Origin of the sequence: Limnoraphis robusta BA-68 BA1, assembly GCF_034932365.1 — a bacterium.
Lineage (GTDB): Bacteria > Cyanobacteriota > Cyanobacteriia > Cyanobacteriales > Microcoleaceae > Capilliphycus > Capilliphycus robustus.
On sequence record NZ_JAYGHR010000005.1, the window covers coordinates 1 to 16,495 of the forward strand.

Here is a 16,495-nt window from a genome sequence, read left to right on the forward strand (position 1 = left end):
TTAATATTCGTCCTTTGGAAAGTGCCGAATTAGCAGTTTTACAATCTCAAAATAGTATTATTAATGCTGCTGGAGAACTTTCTATTGATGATACTCTCAATTTTGACCCGCCAGAATCAACTCAAGTCCAAGTCGTTGACCCGGCTGCATTAATCGCTCAAGACCCCTGCAAACAAAGAGGAGACAGTCAATTTATTATTACTGGACGAGGCGGTATTGCATTCAACCCCATTCAAGATTTATTTGCAGTTCCCGAGTTAGAATTATCTCTGATTGAACCTGTGACTCCTTCAGTTAATCGTTCTTCCCGAAGTCGTCAACAACAATCAAAAAAACGAGATAATAATCCTATTGATTCTAGAACTATTGTTCCGGCGAGGGGATGGATAAGAGATGAGAATGGAGACGTTATTTTAGTGGGTTATGACCCTACACAAACGGGAGTTCAGCGTCAACCTCAACCTCTCCCAAATCAATGTAATTCTGAGGAATAAAGCGATTTTCAGCTAATTAATAATGAACTTGTTTCTGAACTGCTGAGGTGGAATTACCCCCCTCAGTCCCCCCTAAAAGGAGGGAAATGTCTCCCCTAACCTCGTATAAGAGGAGTTGGGGGATAGGTTCTTCTGTTTCGTCACCTCCGATGATAATGATTTCTCCCTCTAATCTTTCTGGATAGAATCTAATCCTATTTCTCGTTAATATGACTATATGCAGGGTTTTTTGGAGGAAACTAACCGCTAATTCAGAGGAAAGACGGTTAACTTTTTGTGTTACTGAGTTGAGTGAGGGCTTCACCTGTCACCCGACAAATTCGCCAATCTTCGAGGATAGAGGCACCCATATATTTATAGAAATCAATTGCAGGTTGATTCCAGTCTAAAACACTCCATTCTAAGCGTCCACAACCTCGCAATACCGCTAACTTGGCTACATAAACAATCAGGGCTTTACCAATTCCCTGACGGCGATATTCAGGTAATACAAATAAATCTTCTAAGTAAAGTCCTGGTCGCGTTAAAAAGGTAGAATAGTTATGGAAAAATAGAGCAAAACCAACCGCTTTTTCCTCTAACTCCGCTAACACCACCTCAGCATAAGGATGTTCACCAAACAGATGTTGTTTTAACTCCTCAACACTCCCACTCACCTGATGAGATAATTTCTCATACTCAGCTAGGGCTTTAATTAACTCAAAAATAGCGGGAACATCATCGGGTGTCGCAAAACGCAAAATCAAGCCTGAAGACATTGTAAAACCTAGAGAGGATTGGTTCGCTCAAACAGATAGAATCTCTGCTGACAAACTGTCAGTTCTCCTATGATAATTCAAAATGTTCGCGAACCCAATCCCCAATCTTACTTAATCCAACCTTTTAACCGTTCAGCTACATGAGGACGGCGTAATTTTCGCATGGCTTTTGCTTGAATTTGGCGCACTCGCTCCCGAGAGAGACTACACATCCCACTCACTTCTTCTAAAGTGTAAGCTACACCTGTCGCTAAACCATAACGCAGGGATAAAACATCTTGTTCTCGTTCATTTAAAACCGAACGTAACACTTCCAGCAACTCTTGTCGCATCATCAATTCATTAATTCGTGATTCGGGAGAAAGGGTTTCATAGTCTTCGAGTAAATCCATTAATTCTGAATTTTCTTCCGAACCAATCCGATGATTGAGAGACAAAGATTTGCGACGCACTTGTTCAAGCAGACGCAGTTGTTGAGGGGAAATAGATAATGCTTCGGCTAGTTCCTCTTCTGTCGGTTTTCGACGAAGTTTACGTCTTAAATCTTGATGGATTCCTTGTAATTTATTGAGTTGTTCTACCACATGAACCGGAAGACGAACCGTTCGTCCTTGATTAGCAATGGTGCGGGTAATTCCCTGACGAATCCACCAATAAGCGTAGGTGGAGAATTTATATCCTTTATCGGGATCAAATTTTTCAGTGGCTCGGTTTAACCCCAATGCGCCTTCTTGAATCAAATCCAGGAACGGAACACCTCTATTAATATAACGTTTGGCAATCGAAACCACCAATCGCAAATTCGAGCTGATCATTTTCTGTTTGGCGATTATACCTTGATGAAACTGATGATTGACTTCAGCTTCACTCAATTGCGCCGCCTCTGCTAATTCTGTCTTTTTAGGACATCTTCCCAGTTGATTTTTTAATTCCTCTTGTAACGCCTCAAGCGTCACTAACGCTTTAATCTGTCGGGCGAGTTCGATTTCCTCACTGCCTTTCAATAGAGGATAACGAGCCATCCCTTTGAATAATGCCCCTACAGCATCATCCATTTTGATGAAATTTTCTGTCGTCGGAAAAGTTGCAGTCTCGGAGTTCATCGGAAAATCCTCCCGTTTGAGGTTGGCTTTGCTGAAATTGTAGCGTCACCGCATCATGGGTTCGCAGGATTTGAGGCTTTTAGTTCACGACATATTCTGACATTATAATCCTATTTTCTCATCTCTTCAATGTACCGATGCTAAAATAGATTTCATCCTCTGAGCAAATAGAATTTCAACTTGTGAAAGTAAAAGTGAACTAACTTTACATAATGTCACAGAGTAATTTTGATGATTGTTACTAATGAGACGGATTAAATTACAACAATCTGAAATCCCTAGAAATTGCTCATCCTAGTTTTTCTAGAATTCGGATTAAGTCAGTCTTCTCAACAATATAAATGCCATTAATATAATTTTTGGAAATCTTAACCTTAGCTTGGGTAAAGCATAACATAGGTGTAACCCATTGGGCTTGTTTTAGTTTGGCCACCTCCGCCGCTTGACCTCGAACTTTCGTTAACAAATCTCCCTCATTAAAATCATAAACCTGACGACCCTTTACCCGTTTGAGATAATTTTTTTCACGAATAATAATCCCTTTATGAGACTTCACATCAATCACATACCAATTTCCTTGAGGTGAACATAAAACGACATCCGCATCTCCCCCTCGTTTTAAACGAAGATTGTATTCGATTTTCCAATTTTTACCCGTTAAAAGCTGAAGAATGACTTCGACTTCCCGTTCCGCTTTTGCACCTACTAAAGCTTGATCAGAACGTCTCATCCAATATTCACCTTTTTTCCAAAAGTAATAAGCTGAAACTCCTCCGACTAAACCCAGTAAAAATCCCAAACTCAAGGGTTTAAATAGTACAATAATCAACAAAACTGCGACAACAAAACCCAACGCAATTAAATAAAAACGCATCGCCTTGTGACGACGCTGTACACTCATCTGATGAACAAATTCCCCGGCTTGTTTGTGGTTACTGTGATTATCCATCAGTCAATTTATAATTAGGAATAGTTCGACTCTACAGATTCTGATCTTACGATGATGTTATAATCAACCTTACCTGTGAGATCTCGATCATTAATTTCAATCATGCCAGATCAGCTTACACCCGTCAAAACAAGACCTATTGCTGTTGATTTATTTGCGGGAGCGGGTGGAATGACACTCGGCTTTGAACAGGCGGGTTTTGACGTTCTCGCCGCCGTTGAAATCGATCCGATTCATTGTGCAGTTCACCAATATAATTTTCCGTTATGGTCAATTTTATGTCAAGATGTTAGCACAATTTCCGGTCAATTTATTCGATATAATTCTGGTATTCAAAATCAAGAAATAGACGTTGTATTTGGTGGGCCACCCTGTCAAGGATTTTCACTGATCGGAAAACGTTTGTTAGAAGATCCTCGAAATTTGTTGGTTTTTCATTTTGTGCGAATAGTCGCTGAACTCCAACCCCAATTTTTTGTTTTTGAAAATGTCAAAGGGATGGCATCAGGAAACCATCAGATGTTTATTCAAGAATTGATTCATAAATTTGAATATTACGGTTATAAAGTTCAGCAACCCTACCAAGTTTTAAATGCAGCTTATTATGGTGTTCCTCAGAATAGAGAACGGTTATTTTTATTAGGATGTCGAGCAGATTTGGCTTTACCTCGTTATCCTGAAGCAACCTCTCAACCTCCTCATTCTAAAGTCCCAAAATGTTATGCTCATCTTCCCCAAACTCCCACCGTTAGAGAAGCCTTACAAGACTTACCCGAAGTAGAAAATTATCCCGAATTAACCCAACAAGATTGGGCTGATGTTCGTTTCTCTAAAGCCAGTATCTATGGTAAAATATTGAGAGGAATGATGAAAAATAAACAGGACTATTCCTATCCTCGTGAATATAATTCTCAACGACTCACTTCTAGTTTAAGAACCGAACACACATTAGAATCTATTAAAAGATTTGCAGAAACACCACCCGGAAAAACAGAATCCATTAGCCGATTTCATAAACTTCATCCAGACGGTTTATGTAATACCTTAAGGGCGGGAACTCCTACAAATAGAGGCGCTCATACTTCCCCTCGTCCCATTCATCCATTTACCCCTCGATGTATAACCGTCAGAGAAGCCGCTAGACTGCATTCTTACCCCGACTGGTTTAGATTTCATGTCACAAAATGGCACGGTTTTCGACAAATTGGCAACTCAGTTCCGCCTTTACTCGCCCAAGCTGTTGCGACTGAAATTATTAAATTATTGAATATTAAACCTAAAAAACCCCAATATAAAATAAAACTAGGAGATGAAGAATTATTGCAGTTTGATATGTCGAAAGCCGCAAAATATTATGGTGTAGATCCTAATGTTATCGCACCAAGAACACGCAAGATGTGCCAAACCATCACGAGTTAGAAACCGGGTTTCTTAGATTTGCTAAACCCTCAATATTAGTCAAAAAAAAGACACAAATCTCAAGAAAAATTTCTCTTTGTGTCTCTGTGTCTTAGTGGTTTTTCTTCTTTCTCTTTGAGGTGAGTTAATTCAATGAAAAATAAATTTAGGAATTTGACACATCCAACAGAATAAGTTTAACTTTTTAACGGTAAGAAAATCGTCATTGTTTTACCCTGTTGGGGTCGTTGTCGCACCACTAATTTACCGCCAAGCGCCTCAAATAGATTCTTTGTAACCGCCATATTTAAACTTAACGCCCCCGTTTCAGGCTGGAACATTAATAACGGCCCAAGTGACTTCAGAGAAGACTTAGCCGCACTTCCAAACGGACAAGTTGGCTGAGATTTAGATTGAGATTCTAGTTGCAATTTTAACTGATGTCCAGCAAGACGAACTTCCACTTGAATATGACTTCCTGATGGTAAACTGCGAGTAAAATTCTCAATCACTCCCGTGAGAACTTGATCCAACATCGTCGGATCACTAACAACATGGGGCAGCTTTTGAGGTAAACTCACTTCTAAAGTATGATTGCGTTGAGTCGCTTGTTTTTGCCAACGCGGGAGACTACTTTGAAAGATATCTCCTAACGACATCGGCGTGAGTTGAACAGAAGATTTTTGGGTCGGATTTTCAGTGTCTTGTTTAACTTGTGATAACTCTAACTCAACGGCTCGAAAAATTAGATTAAACCGATCAATTTGTGTGGTACACTCATGATCAATCATCTCTAAGCGTTTTCTAACCGTTTCTGGATCTAAAGTTTGACGCTTCAATAATAATCGAGTTAACGTGCGAATCGTTGCTAGCGGTGTACGAACTTCATGGGCGATCGCTTGTAGCAATTCAACCTGAGAAGCATCAAAATTCCCCTCACAAGCGGTTGAATTGTTGGGTAAATGACCGTTAGAATGTTGAGGATCACAGACGTTTACAAAAATCGCTTGAGACTTAGATTTAGGTTTAGAAGCCGGACTCAGCATTTTCACAGCTTGCCGGGGTTTTTCTGAGTCTAACGGTAAATTTTCTAACAGTAAACGAGAGAATTCCATCACGGTTTTGTAGCTGGGTTCAACAGGAGTAAATTTTTCGATCCAACTGTCAAATACCGCCGTCAAAGCGATTCCATCAGAAGACTTCAAATCAGCTTGAGAATCAATAGACTGTGTTCTCTGGCGCAACAATTCTAACGCTTGTTTAACGACATCGGGATCAAAAGAAAATTGAAACGCAGGACAACCTTTGCTATCTTCCCCCAAAACCATCACTAAACTAAACCGAGAGGTTAATACAATACAAAACGGTTCACTGGCTTGCGGATCTTCTCGTAGTAGCGGAAACGCAAAAGTTGGGGGAACCGAAGCCGAACATCCTTCAGAAGTCGGAAGTAAAGGTAATGTTTGTTGAGTTGGTACTGAAAAGCCTTCCCAACCCGGTATCTGAGGAATAAAAACTTGCGTCGCAAAATTCAACGCTAGCGCCGGATGAATTAAAATCGGAGACGGGCCAGACACCACTAATCCCTGACAAGCCGAAAATTCTAAAGCTTGAGGCGTTTTATCAGTTGGTGGGAGTCTATCGAGAATTAACCTCTGTTTTTCCTCAACAGCAGTCAAATCTTTTTTTCTCACTTCAGAATAATCAGCCCGCGATCGCTCCCGACCTTGTTGTATAATCACTTGTCTAAGGAGTTGATTGAGTGCATTGACAGCACCACACCACTCCCGTTCAGCTTTAAGTCGTTGTTTACTGGCATAATAAACTGTGTAAGGATTAGACTCGGAAGCGGTTCCGGTCATCCGTTGTACATCAAAAGAAGCCTCTAACCCTTCACGCGCTAAAATTTCACTAATCGTTGGTAGAAGCTGGTTCACAGTCATCTCCTGCCTTTTTCCTCGAAACTGCAAAAATTTCATTGTTAACTTAATTCCAGCCTAGCCGATATAAACTTTTAATATAGAAGTTGGAAGACTGAACCTTCGACGCTATAATTCAACATTCTTAACGTCCTATATGACTCTCAGGATATCTAATTTGAACGTCTTAGAGATTCGTAGAACCGAACCAATTAGTCGCAATCACCGCTTTTACAGTGACCAGTTATCAGTGACCAGTGACCAGTGAACAGTAAACAGTGAACAGTGACCAGTGACCAATGTTGTAGGGGCGCAAGGCTTGCGCCCTAAATATCTGTCTCTCATCGAATAACCCTTGTAAACCCACCCTCACATTTGACGCATCACACCGCGATCGCCAACATCACTTACAGGAACTCACAAAAAACTCACTATCAGTCAAACAAAAACTTGAATCGATCATCTTGAGGATTAATACCCCAAGCCCGTAGGGTGGGTTCAGGATCTCCGCCATTTCGACCTAATCTCTCAAGTTGCTGATTGACGCAATCTAAGAAATAAGCATCATAACAGGCAGGTATTAGACTTGGAGGCTCACAAAATAAAACATCATCTGCATATCTGATCAACAAAGGTTGTCTTTTATATTTGTAATCATCCAGACCCATATCACCACCCATCCACTGTTCAAAAGCCTCTGAGGTTGCCACTTCAGTATAACAATCTGATTTTCCTGACAATCTCAATGCCAATGTTACTTGATCAGCAAGTTCAGTTGTTGTTGACATCCAAAACTTGTTGCTGCGTAAAGATTCTACTCTCCATTGCATACTTAGTGTGGTTTCTGAACAACCATACAAGCCTAAACATAGGGTCGTTTCTATATCTCGCTGTTTGTCATAAATATTGTCAAAGGATGGCCTGCTTGAATTTAATAAACGTCGAGCAGCACGAAAAAGGTCAAAATCATACAAAAATTCCAAATTTTTTGAGGAATTAACGTTATATAACTCTGGTAAATAGCAATACCTATTTTGCACTCGGTCATCTTTAGCTAGAGTTTCAATTACTCGTAAAATCTCTATAAAACAATATGTTGACCCACCCCCATTAAAGTTACTTTTGGCTGGGTGTTCACCATAACCCCAAGGATGGGCTTGGAGGGGTCTTACAAAAATCCAGTCCACATCAAGAGGATGATTAAGGTTCGGCACAATTGCAAATAACCAGTCTACAGTACCCCCTCTATTGATCAAATCAAAGTAGGAGTCTTGATAGAAGTCTTCAAGTGAAACTACCGGAATCACTAAAGCTATGTTATTCCAATAGGTTTCAACCAACTCTTTGAAAAAAGCTGGATAAATAATTTTTTCTCTATTATCGCCTAGAATCAACAACTTGTGCAGGGGTAAAGTACCAATTTCATACTTCACAGGTTGTGAGAGTTCACTATCATTGTTCATAGCCGAAACTTCTTCAACTTGCTGTATGGATTCTTCTTGGATTTCTATATCAAAATATTCCAGAGCGTACTTCAAAAACTGCTCTGGCTTATACATATGGAACATCGAAGCACCTGCATCTAAAATTTCTTTTGTTAATTCTGGACGCGGCTCTAATGTTTGACGCTGTTCTATTTTCCACCAATCTTCTTTGTTATCAAATGTAATAAAAATAATATGACTCAGGGATTGATTTTGAACTTGTTTTAAGATTTGTTTCCAAAGAATTAAATCCCCATATTTGCACTCAAATTTCAATCCAAAGCGGTCGTATGAATCGGGTTTACCACTGTCTGTAAAACCCGGGGGAACCTTTTTTTTATATCTTTCTTCGCCCTCTTTATATATTGCATCTAATTCCGCTTGATTTTCGGGTTTTTCACCGATATTTTCTACTGGAAACAAGCCGTCAATTTTTTGTGCTACATTTTCCAATCTGCTGTTTTCTAAGAAAGATTGCTGATATTTTTCTAGCCTTTCATAAAAGTTATCAAAACTCTCTTTTAGTCCTTCTTCTTCTTCAGGAATTGATCGCTTGATTTGGTCGAGATCATTATTGATTTTTTCATAACGTTTATTCATCGTTTGGATTCGGGATTTTGGATTTTTGTGATATTCGAGAGCAACTTGATGAGGAATCCATAACCGATCTTTAAACTTTTCCAAAACCTTGAAAAAATCTTCGAGTGTTTTGTCGGTGTATTCATAGAAATTTAGCAAAACATTTGTATCTAAAATAAAAGTACATTTTTCCCATAGTTCTCTATACTGGTCTTTGGTCAAAGGATAATACTGGAATAAATCTTTCATTGCTCATACTCCTTAAATAATTAATTGTAATTTGATCAAATATTAAGAATGCGATCGCTAACCTTTACAGCCAACTCAATCCCCATCGCCATTGAACCCATGTAGGCGTTACTGGAGTCTAAAGTAAGCTACTTATTTAAAATATACCTCACCTATTGACTGATTGTTCAAAGTGGAGGCCCAACTCCAGTAACAAAACCCACGCTTACTGCAAGAGTTTACACCCAACACGACTGAACACTGGACACCTGAGAGGTCACGCTGCGCTAAAGCGCAACAACAAACCGAACACTTAATACCCCTAGTCTGATACAAAATAGTAGAAACATACTGTCAACGTTGCAGCAAATTATGCCGACCTTGCTCACGGATCTGAAAAATTTACTGGGTGATTTAATAGAACGCTACCGTACTCAGGTTGATTATTTAGCAATTCGAGTCGAAGAAGCGGAAGAAACCGATATTTTATTAAGAGGCGATCGCATTGAAACCTTAAGTGAAGGACTCTCTATTGGTGGACAAGTTCGCGCCTGTCACAAAGGCGGTTGGGGTTTTGCCAGTTTTAATCGACTCGAAGGGCTAGAAGAACGCATTTCTGAAGCGATGACTGCGGCGAAACTAATTGGAGAAGAAGAAACCCTCCTCGCCCCGATTCCGATTGTACAAGAAACTCGCATTTTGCCCTTAACTGGAACTGATCCCCGTCAAGTTCCCCTCGCTCAGAAAAAAGAACTTTGCGATCGCTATGGTCACATTCTACGGAGTGTTGACCCCCGAATTACCACCATTTCCGTTCGGTATAGTGACAGCACCCAACGCATTCTCCTGGCGACTTCTGAAGGAACTGTCCTCGAACAAGCTTGGGTAGATATGGAAATGCGCTTCGCCGCCACCGCGCGGAATGGGGAAACCGTACAAACAGGACGGGAAACCACCGGATCACGTCGCGCCTATGAAGATTTAACTCAGCTTGATGATCAAGTTCAGAGTGCAGCGCAACGGGCGGTGAATTCCTTGGCGCTTCCTCCGGTTAAGGGAAATACCTACACCGTTGTGATTGATCCGATTTTAACCGGTTTATTTGTTCACGAAGCCTTTGGTCATCTTTCGGAAGCGGACATGACCTATGAAAATCCTGATTTATTGGAAGTGATGACATTAGGGCGTCAGTTTGGGCCGAAAAACCTGCAAATTTTTGATGGGGCGGAACCGCCTGGACATCGCGGAAGCTATTTTTACGATGATGAAGGAACCCCAGGAACAACAACGCAATTAATTAAAGATGGGGCGTTAGTGGGTCGTCTGCACTCTCGAGAAACCGCCGGAAAGTTAGGAGAAACTCCGACTGGAAATGCTCGTTGTATAAATTATCATTATCCGCCTCTGGTTCGGATGACGAATACTTGGATCGAACGAGGAGATACGGCGGTTGAGGATTTATTCAGTGAAGTCAAGGAAGGGGTTTATGCACGCAATTGGTTAGGCGGAATGACCAATGGTGAAATGTTTACCTTTAGTGCGGGTGAAGCGTGGATGATTCGGAATGGGAAGCTAGCTGAACCTGTACGAGATGTCACGTTATCTGGCAATGTATTCACAACCTTAGCGGATATTGAAGCCATTGGAAATGATTTTTATTGGGATGAATCTGGCGGTTGTGGAAAAGGCGGACAAAATGGTTTACCTGTGGGTTGTGGAGGGCCTAGTTTAAGAATTCGCAATGTGGTTGTCGGGGGCGAAGTTTCCTAATCTTTTCTCGCTAGACTTTACCATCAGCCCGCAAAAAATATCGGAATTCCTACAGAGGAATTCCGGGTTGAGCGGGGGAGGATGTCAATATGATGAAGTTCGACGACTCTCACCTCGACTCGCATCTGGTGTAGAATCTTCTGTGTTCTGTTCGTTTTGTTCTTGGAAAGACCCCTTTAAATCGGATGGAACCGGAAACAATTCGAGTTTGCTATTGAGCGGCGATTCAGCAAGAGAAACTTGTTGGAAAAATGGGGAAAAAGCGACCAAGCTAGAAGACAGTAAGCTAAAAACAGAAACTAAAGCAGATTTTAGCAGGGCTAGAGGGGTCACATCTGAGTACAGTTACCTTGTGATCTGATCAGGAAAAAGTTAAAAATCAATTCCCTCAATCCGCTTGAACAAATCTCTCTTTGTTACTTCTTGATGACGTTCTAGATTAGCGTCCACTTCCGCGATTAGGATCAGGACAATTAGTAGTACAGCTAACTTCACCGCTCTCTTGAACGAGCAACCATGAACCCGCTTTGACACCTTTAGTTGCATTAGCCCAAACTATTGAGAGGACGCTGAATAACAGGATGAAAGTGTAGAACCGCATGAGTCTGTCCGTATTAGTGTGTCCACTCTCTAATACAGACTGTCTGTTTTAAATCCGGTTAAAATCATCAACAGCTTTGTTAATCGAGTATTCATCACAAATGACACCCATAAATAAAAAAAATTTGCAATTAAAATCCCGCCAAGCGAGTTGACGGGACATCTAATAATTATTGAGGTTTTTAAATCCTAGAAATCTTGAATTTGCTCCGATTGAAAACGATAAGATTCGCGTTGTTTCAAATTCTGCGAGTCAATTCAAGAAGAAAACTAGGAAAATCTCAGTTTGATTGATTGCTTAGGAAGCTTTGGGTAAAATCAGAGTCAAAATACCATTCACATAGTTGGTTTTGATGTCTGGAGTGAGGATGGGTTGGGGAAGGGCGATCACTTTGCGAAACTTTTGACTAAATTTTCGCTCGTTAGATGGGGATTCTGTTTGGCGTTGACGATGATACAAGTTTCCTGAAAGTACAATTGATTCCGGAGTCACTTGCATTTCTAAACTTTTTTCATCTAAGCTGGGTATGATCGCTTTGACAACAATCGTATCTTCGGCTTCATTCAACTTAATAACCGGAACTTGAGGATGAGAATTTCCCCACTGTTCGGGTTGATTAAAAACTTGATGAACTTGACGCCCAATATCCTCTTGATCTTGAAAGGATTGATAGTGTTTCAGTACCATGTTTAAACTCCTCAAAAAATTTTCAATGCTTATTTAAAAATCGAGATGGATCTCAAATCCGATGAGGATCAGATGAGATGAATCGACTCGTTTTTTTCAACTGTTATAGCGCTACGCGCTAGGGAACAGGGAACGGGGAACAGGGAACACCGGATCAGCAGACTATGAAAGGGTTTCAGAATCTAAAAATGTCCTAACCAATTTGCGTAGTGCTATAAAACCCAGGTAAAACCCGTAGGATAACGAATTTTACCCATCAAAAATGAGTGCGTGTTTAAAAACAGACTCTTAAAAAGAAAGAAACTCGAAACGATCTTGCTATTTGACTAGAAAATCGCCCACTTGACTTAAGAGGATTTGAGTGTCTGTAGATCGGGAATTGTCAAGACCTTTTCTCAACTCATTTCTCCTCTAGAGGTAAAGTTGGAGCCGCCGGAGGAATCACAGAACGTTCGACGATGACTTTATGACTTTCTCGTTGAGTCTGCATTTCAACTGCGATCGCCTCAAATTGAACCTCTAAACTACCGTAAGCAATCTCTAAGTTCACCGTTGTTTCAATTTGGTTAAAACCATTCGGTGAAAACTCAGTTAACCAGCGCGGCCCGTCTACAATAGTCCGAGATTGGCGATCGTACACCCATATTTTGACATAAATTCGCGGTAAATTCTCATTCATACGCACCCGAACTTTCACCGTTCGACCTGCAATAATTTCTGGATTAATGATTTCTAAAATCGGAGGTGCAATCGGTTCATCTTCTGATAATGTTGCTGAAGTTTCGGAGGTTGACGCTTGAGTGGGATGAGAGTCTACCAACCGCAGGGTTCGCTCTCGGGAATATGACAACGGTGACGCATCAACGGCTTCGTCATCCACCACAATTTCTTGAGATTCTAAATCATCTTCGAGGGGAACAAAAAGCGGATCAGCTTGAACCGATGGGGAAGCAACAGCCGTCTCGGGAGATTCAGCCCGAGTTTGCATAAAGGAGGTTTCAGGCATTGGTGTGGGTTTGGCTTGCTTCATCCATTGAGACAAGTCTCGATCTTGAGCGAGAGCGTTTAAGCGTGACCAAAAGCGATTTTCAAGATTTAAGGATTGAAAAGCCGGATCAACGGGTGAAACTTGAACGAACTGACTTTCTTCATTGCTGTCGGAGTCATCTTCAAAGGCGCTCGTCGCCATCAAGGGTTCTTCAGTTGGGGTGAGAATTTCCGCATCCGCCAACTCAGAAGAAGCGGAAGTTGTTTTCTTGGAGGAAGTAGTCACCTCTACAGGAGGATTTGCATTCTCAGAGCGAAAATGACCAAAGCTTGGGAGTTCTAGAGAAGACGCTGTTGTTAAGGGCTGATTGGTTTGAGGATTGGCTTGAATAACGGGAACGGTAGGACGACGAGAATAAGGTTCTGATATGGGTTCAGGTTCGGGAAGGGCGTTTGGATCGATCAGATGTAAGCGAGTTGTCGGTTCAACCGGATCAGATTCATCGGTTATGATCTCGATCTGTTCTTCAGGACTGACGTCAGTTCCTATTGCGTCGAGAAGATGTTCAACTTGAGTGGCGATGGTAAATAGATGGCTAGTAACAGGAACACCGTTACTCGAAATCATTATTTCTCCCAAAATCAGGCGAGTTTTACATTCAAACGGAAGATAAACTAAACAGGAAAAGGCGATCGGGATAATTGATAGGGGTATTGGCTGTTGGACGTGCAGTAAAATATTAGAATTATGGGGATCGCGTAGATAAACGTGCAAACAAGGCTGATCAATGGACTGTTCTAGGGGTTGGCTATTTGAGGGTTCAAAAGATTCAGCGTCTTCAACCCGTCCAGAAATTAACAAAGCCTGTCCTAATTTGGCAACGTAGGATTCTTTTTCGAGGGTGAGTTGTACCTCAACAATTCCCGAATGAGATGGCGACTGGGGCGTAACGGCTGGTTGATCATCGCCATTGAGCGATTCAATATCAACGATGGAAACGGGTGAGACATCCAAGGCTTCGGCTTGTTCAGAATCATCGCTTGAGAGTTCCGTCTGTGGAGTTGCGGTTAACTCTTGTTGGGGGGATGGAGGTTGGGTTTCAGAGGTGGTATTACGTTGATCAATGACTTCAACTAAGGGTTTATCGGAAGAAGTCGTCTGTGTCATTTCTTCTGAACTTTCCGACAGATCAGGAGTTTCAAATTCTGAGTCGGAACTCAAAGATTCATCAATGTGGGGGGGTTGCTCTAACGGTTCAGAGTCATTGGAGAGAACCCGCAGTTTAACCGAATTATCAGAAGATTTACTAACGAGAGTGGGCTGAAGTTGAGGATCACAGGACAGATCCCAGATTCCGGGCTTCAGACGAGTGTAGGGAATAACAATCAATAATCCCTCGGCTGAGGTATTGGTGGTGCGAGTTTGAACACGCCGAACCGGAGGGGTTTCTTCTAGAGCATGATGAGTGATGCGGACGGATATCTTAGCGTTCGGATAACCGGAACGAGCGACAACCCGATAACGCCCTTCTAAAATCTCCACATCTGGAGTTTCCAGAGGAAGCCAAGTTGTATCTCCTTCTCTTTGAAGCAGAAATTCCCAATTTTTCATCTGCATCTCCCGCCAAAGTCCTGCTACACCCATTTATAATAGCTGACGAGAGCAACTCAAAAAGATATAACAAAGGAATTAGAATTGAAAGTCTGAGATTCGTCGTTCGGTAGGGAGATCGAACCGATCTCATCCCTCGCCAAACCCGTTTTGGGTTGTGGCGCGGGAACATACTTACAGCAATCCTGTATTCATTCCAGGCTTACCCGTCGCTAATTCAACCTTAACGATTCTACCGCCCATTTTCATAATCCGTTGCTGTTCACGGAACCAGTTATCGTAAGGAACTAATTTGGTAAAGTAGGTATTTTGTAATTCTCGCTGAGTGCGGATACGGCTTTGGCTCGGAACACAAGCCGTGACTTTAAACATTCTCATGGTAATGGTTCTCCAAAAATAGAATTCCCAGTCTTTACAGTCTTTTTTAAACGATTGAAGGCTGGGAGTCACAGAGTCAATACTAGCTCACGAAAACTCATCATTTCACTCAGACAAGCCTTTAGCACTCTAGCACTCACAACGGACTTCCCTAGCCTTGCTGTAGACGATTGAGTAATACTCAACAAAGGAAAGAATCGATTCAAAATTCTACACCCCTGTTGAACAGGTTCGTCTTCTTAAACAGTTCTAGCTTAAGCCAGAGCAGATGTAGTCGAAGTAAACGCCCATTTCTTTACCAGCATCAGCGCCGACTAAACCAGCAGTCACTTCTTTCATGGCTTGAATGGCTTGCACGGTGGAACCGATGGGTACACCCAGAGAGTTGTAAGTTTCTTTCAAACCGTTGAGTACACGCTCGTCCAAGATAGAAGGATCGCCAGCTAACATTGCATAGGTAGCATAACGCAGGTAGTAATCCAAGTCGCGGATGCAAGCTGCATAACGACGAGTGGTGTACATATTTCCGCCCGGGCGGGTAACATCTGAATACAGCAGAGACTTAGCAACTGCTTCTTTAACGATAGAAGCGGCGTTAGCGCTGATGGTGCTTGCAGCACGAACGCGCAGTTCACCAGTGGCGAAATAAGCTTTCAGCTTATCGAGAGCGTTGGAGTCCAGGTACTTTCCTTGAACGTCAGAGGAGTTGATTACGGCGGTAATTGCGTCTTGCATGATTGGCTTTATAATTCCTTAAGTGTTGCTGCTGAATCTAAGATTCTTGAATGTTCGCTCCAGGGGAGCAAAAGATCATCCTATGACATTGCACCGATTACATAATCGAAGTATGATCCGGCTTCGGAAGCATCTTCACCAGACAGCAAGGAGGTTGCAACGCTCTTCATAGCGCGAACTCCTTCTGCAACAGCCTCGACGGGGGTACCGAGAGACTTGTACATTTCACGAACGCCCACGATTCCGATTTCTTCGATGGGAGTAACGTCACCTGCTACGATTCCGTAGGTTACTAGACGGAGGTAGTAGTCCAAGTCACGCAAGCAAGTTGCGGTCATTTCTTGACCATAGGCGTTTCCACCAGGAGAAACAACATCAGGACGCTTTTGGAACAGTTGGTTGCCAGCTTCCTTGATGATGCGCTCACGAGCTGCGGTCATGGTTTCGGCGATACGAACCCGACGCTCACCGGAAGTTACAAATGCTTTGATTCGATCTAACTCACCAGGGCTGAGATAACGAGCCTCAGCATCTGCATTCACGATGGATTTAGTGACGATACTCATTTTTTACCAAAGAGTTTTAGCTAACGTGTTCTTGATTCAACCCTCGACTCACCTTTGTCGGGTTGTCGCGGTTGATCATTTTTTGGGGTTAACCCGAATGAAACCCTGTTAAGTGCTGTCCTGTCAAGAGGACTAGCTGATGCCGTTTGACACTCAACTTGGCTGATCAGTACCGCCTTGCAGCTTTTTAACCTGTTGCCCCTGCTTGTGGCATCGCAACATAAAGTTACATTCCCTGCCTGACGAT

General features: G+C 42.0%; 13 protein-coding genes and 1 pseudogene. 3 read left to right on the top strand and 11 right to left on the bottom strand.

The window, feature by feature from the left end; translation table 11 throughout:
* Window positions 1–494 (top strand): annotated as a pseudogene (locus VB836_RS03815) (hypothetical protein); the annotation flags it as partial.
* Window positions 495–760: 266 nt separating this feature from the next.
* Here VB836_RS03815 and VB836_RS03820 read toward each other — a convergent pair.
* The 3 genes from VB836_RS03820 to VB836_RS03830 form a co-directional block, all read right to left on the bottom strand.
* The gene (locus VB836_RS03820; RefSeq protein WP_046280414.1) at window positions 761–1,252 is read right to left on the bottom strand and encodes a GNAT family N-acetyltransferase; all 492 of its coding nucleotides are present in this window, start codon (window positions 1,250–1,252) and stop codon (window positions 761–763) included.
* A gap of 107 nt (window positions 1,253–1,359) precedes the next feature.
* Window positions 1,360–2,355 (bottom strand): sigma-70 family RNA polymerase sigma factor, encoded by a 996-nt coding sequence (locus tag VB836_RS03825; protein WP_323218088.1) that lies wholly within the window; start codon window positions 2,353–2,355, stop codon window positions 1,360–1,362.
* 289 nt (window positions 2,356–2,644) lie between these two features.
* Window positions 2,645–3,304, bottom strand: a complete 660-nt coding sequence (locus VB836_RS03830) for a nuclease-related domain-containing protein (RefSeq protein WP_323218089.1) — start codon at window positions 3,302–3,304, stop codon at window positions 2,645–2,647.
* 102 nt (window positions 3,305–3,406) lie between these two features.
* Here VB836_RS03830 and VB836_RS03835 point away from each other — a divergent pair, with 102 nt between their 5' ends.
* Entirely contained in the window at window positions 3,407–4,723 is a 1,317-nt protein-coding gene (locus VB836_RS03835) for a DNA cytosine methyltransferase (protein WP_323218090.1), read from the top strand.
* Window positions 4,724–4,899: 176 nt separating this feature from the next.
* Here VB836_RS03835 and VB836_RS03840 read toward each other — a convergent pair whose 3' ends face one another.
* Both VB836_RS03840 and VB836_RS03845 read right to left on the bottom strand, forming a co-directional pair.
* Window positions 4,900–6,645, bottom strand: coding sequence for a sensor histidine kinase (locus VB836_RS03840; RefSeq protein ID WP_046280417.1), 1,746 nt, complete (start codon window positions 6,643–6,645; stop codon window positions 4,900–4,902).
* A gap of 410 nt (window positions 6,646–7,055) precedes the next feature.
* A complete protein-coding gene (locus VB836_RS03845) occupies window positions 7,056–8,933 on the bottom strand; it encodes a PIN-like domain-containing protein (RefSeq protein WP_323218092.1) in 1,878 nt (625 codons plus the stop codon).
* Between the two features lie 351 nt (window positions 8,934–9,284).
* On the opposite strand from VB836_RS03845, the gene VB836_RS03850 reads away from it, so the two are divergent.
* Window positions 9,285–10,682, top strand: coding sequence for a TldD/PmbA family protein (locus VB836_RS03850; protein ID WP_323218093.1), 1,398 nt, complete (start codon window positions 9,285–9,287; stop codon window positions 10,680–10,682).
* Between the two features lie 84 nt (window positions 10,683–10,766).
* Here VB836_RS03850 and VB836_RS03855 read toward each other — a convergent pair whose 3' ends face one another.
* The 6 genes from VB836_RS03855 to apcA form a co-directional block, all read right to left on the bottom strand.
* On the bottom strand, window positions 10,767–11,015 hold the full coding sequence (locus tag VB836_RS03855; RefSeq protein WP_323218094.1) for a hypothetical protein: 249 nt from the start codon (window positions 11,013–11,015) through the stop codon (window positions 10,767–10,769).
* A 565-nt stretch (window positions 11,016–11,580) separates the two neighbouring features.
* Window positions 11,581–11,970, bottom strand: coding sequence for an Hsp20/alpha crystallin family protein (locus VB836_RS03860; RefSeq protein ID WP_046276873.1), 390 nt, complete (start codon window positions 11,968–11,970; stop codon window positions 11,581–11,583).
* A gap of 400 nt (window positions 11,971–12,370) precedes the next feature.
* A complete protein-coding gene (locus tag VB836_RS03865; RefSeq protein WP_323218095.1) occupies window positions 12,371–14,602 on the bottom strand; it encodes a hypothetical protein in 2,232 nt (743 codons plus the stop codon).
* A gap of 141 nt (window positions 14,603–14,743) precedes the next feature.
* Entirely contained in the window at window positions 14,744–14,947 is a 204-nt protein-coding gene (locus tag VB836_RS03870) for a phycobilisome linker polypeptide (protein ID WP_046276871.1), read from the bottom strand.
* Between the two features lie 249 nt (window positions 14,948–15,196).
* Complete coding sequence (gene apcB, locus VB836_RS03875; RefSeq protein ID WP_046276870.1) at window positions 15,197–15,682, bottom strand: allophycocyanin subunit beta; 486 nt, start codon at window positions 15,680–15,682, stop codon at window positions 15,197–15,199.
* Between the two features lie 80 nt (window positions 15,683–15,762).
* Window positions 15,763–16,248 carry an allophycocyanin subunit alpha gene (apcA, locus tag VB836_RS03880; protein WP_323218096.1) on the bottom strand — a complete coding sequence of 162 codons (486 nt, stop codon included), beginning with the start codon at window positions 16,246–16,248 and terminating at the stop codon, window positions 15,763–15,765.
* Window positions 16,249–16,495 lie beyond the last annotated feature (247 nt).

What these genes read in the sequence shown, in the direction of transcription:
- VB836_RS03840 (WP_046280417.1), bottom strand. Translation starts at nt 6,645, where the DNA reads ATGACTGTGAACCAGCTTCTACCAACGATTAGTGAAATTTTAGCGCGT.
- apcA (WP_323218096.1), bottom strand. Translation starts at nt 16,248, where the DNA reads ATGAGTATCGTCACTAAATCCATCGTGAATGCAGATGCTGAGGCTCGT.
- VB836_RS03870 (WP_046276871.1), bottom strand. Translation starts at nt 14,947, where the DNA reads ATGAGAATGTTTAAAGTCACGGCTTGTGTTCCGAGCCAAAGCCGTATC.
- VB836_RS03845 (WP_323218092.1), bottom strand. Translation starts at nt 8,933, where the DNA reads ATGAAAGATTTATTCCAGTATTATCCTTTGACCAAAGACCAGTATAGA.
- VB836_RS03850 (WP_323218093.1), top strand. Translation starts at nt 9,285, where the DNA reads ATGCCGACCTTGCTCACGGATCTGAAAAATTTACTGGGTGATTTAATA.
- VB836_RS03825 (WP_323218088.1), bottom strand. Translation starts at nt 2,355, where the DNA reads ATGAACTCCGAGACTGCAACTTTTCCGACGACAGAAAATTTCATCAAA.
- VB836_RS03820 (WP_046280414.1), bottom strand. Translation starts at nt 1,252, where the DNA reads ATGTCTTCAGGCTTGATTTTGCGTTTTGCGACACCCGATGATGTTCCC.
- apcB (WP_046276870.1), bottom strand. Translation starts at nt 15,682, where the DNA reads ATGCAAGACGCAATTACCGCCGTAATCAACTCCTCTGACGTTCAAGGA.
- VB836_RS03860 (WP_046276873.1), bottom strand. Translation starts at nt 11,970, where the DNA reads ATGGTACTGAAACACTATCAATCCTTTCAAGATCAAGAGGATATTGGG.
- VB836_RS03835 (WP_323218090.1), top strand. Translation starts at nt 3,407, where the DNA reads ATGCCAGATCAGCTTACACCCGTCAAAACAAGACCTATTGCTGTTGAT.
- VB836_RS03865 (WP_323218095.1), bottom strand. Translation starts at nt 14,602, where the DNA reads ATGGGTGTAGCAGGACTTTGGCGGGAGATGCAGATGAAAAATTGGGAA.
- VB836_RS03830 (WP_323218089.1), bottom strand. Translation starts at nt 3,304, where the DNA reads ATGGATAATCACAGTAACCACAAACAAGCCGGGGAATTTGTTCATCAG.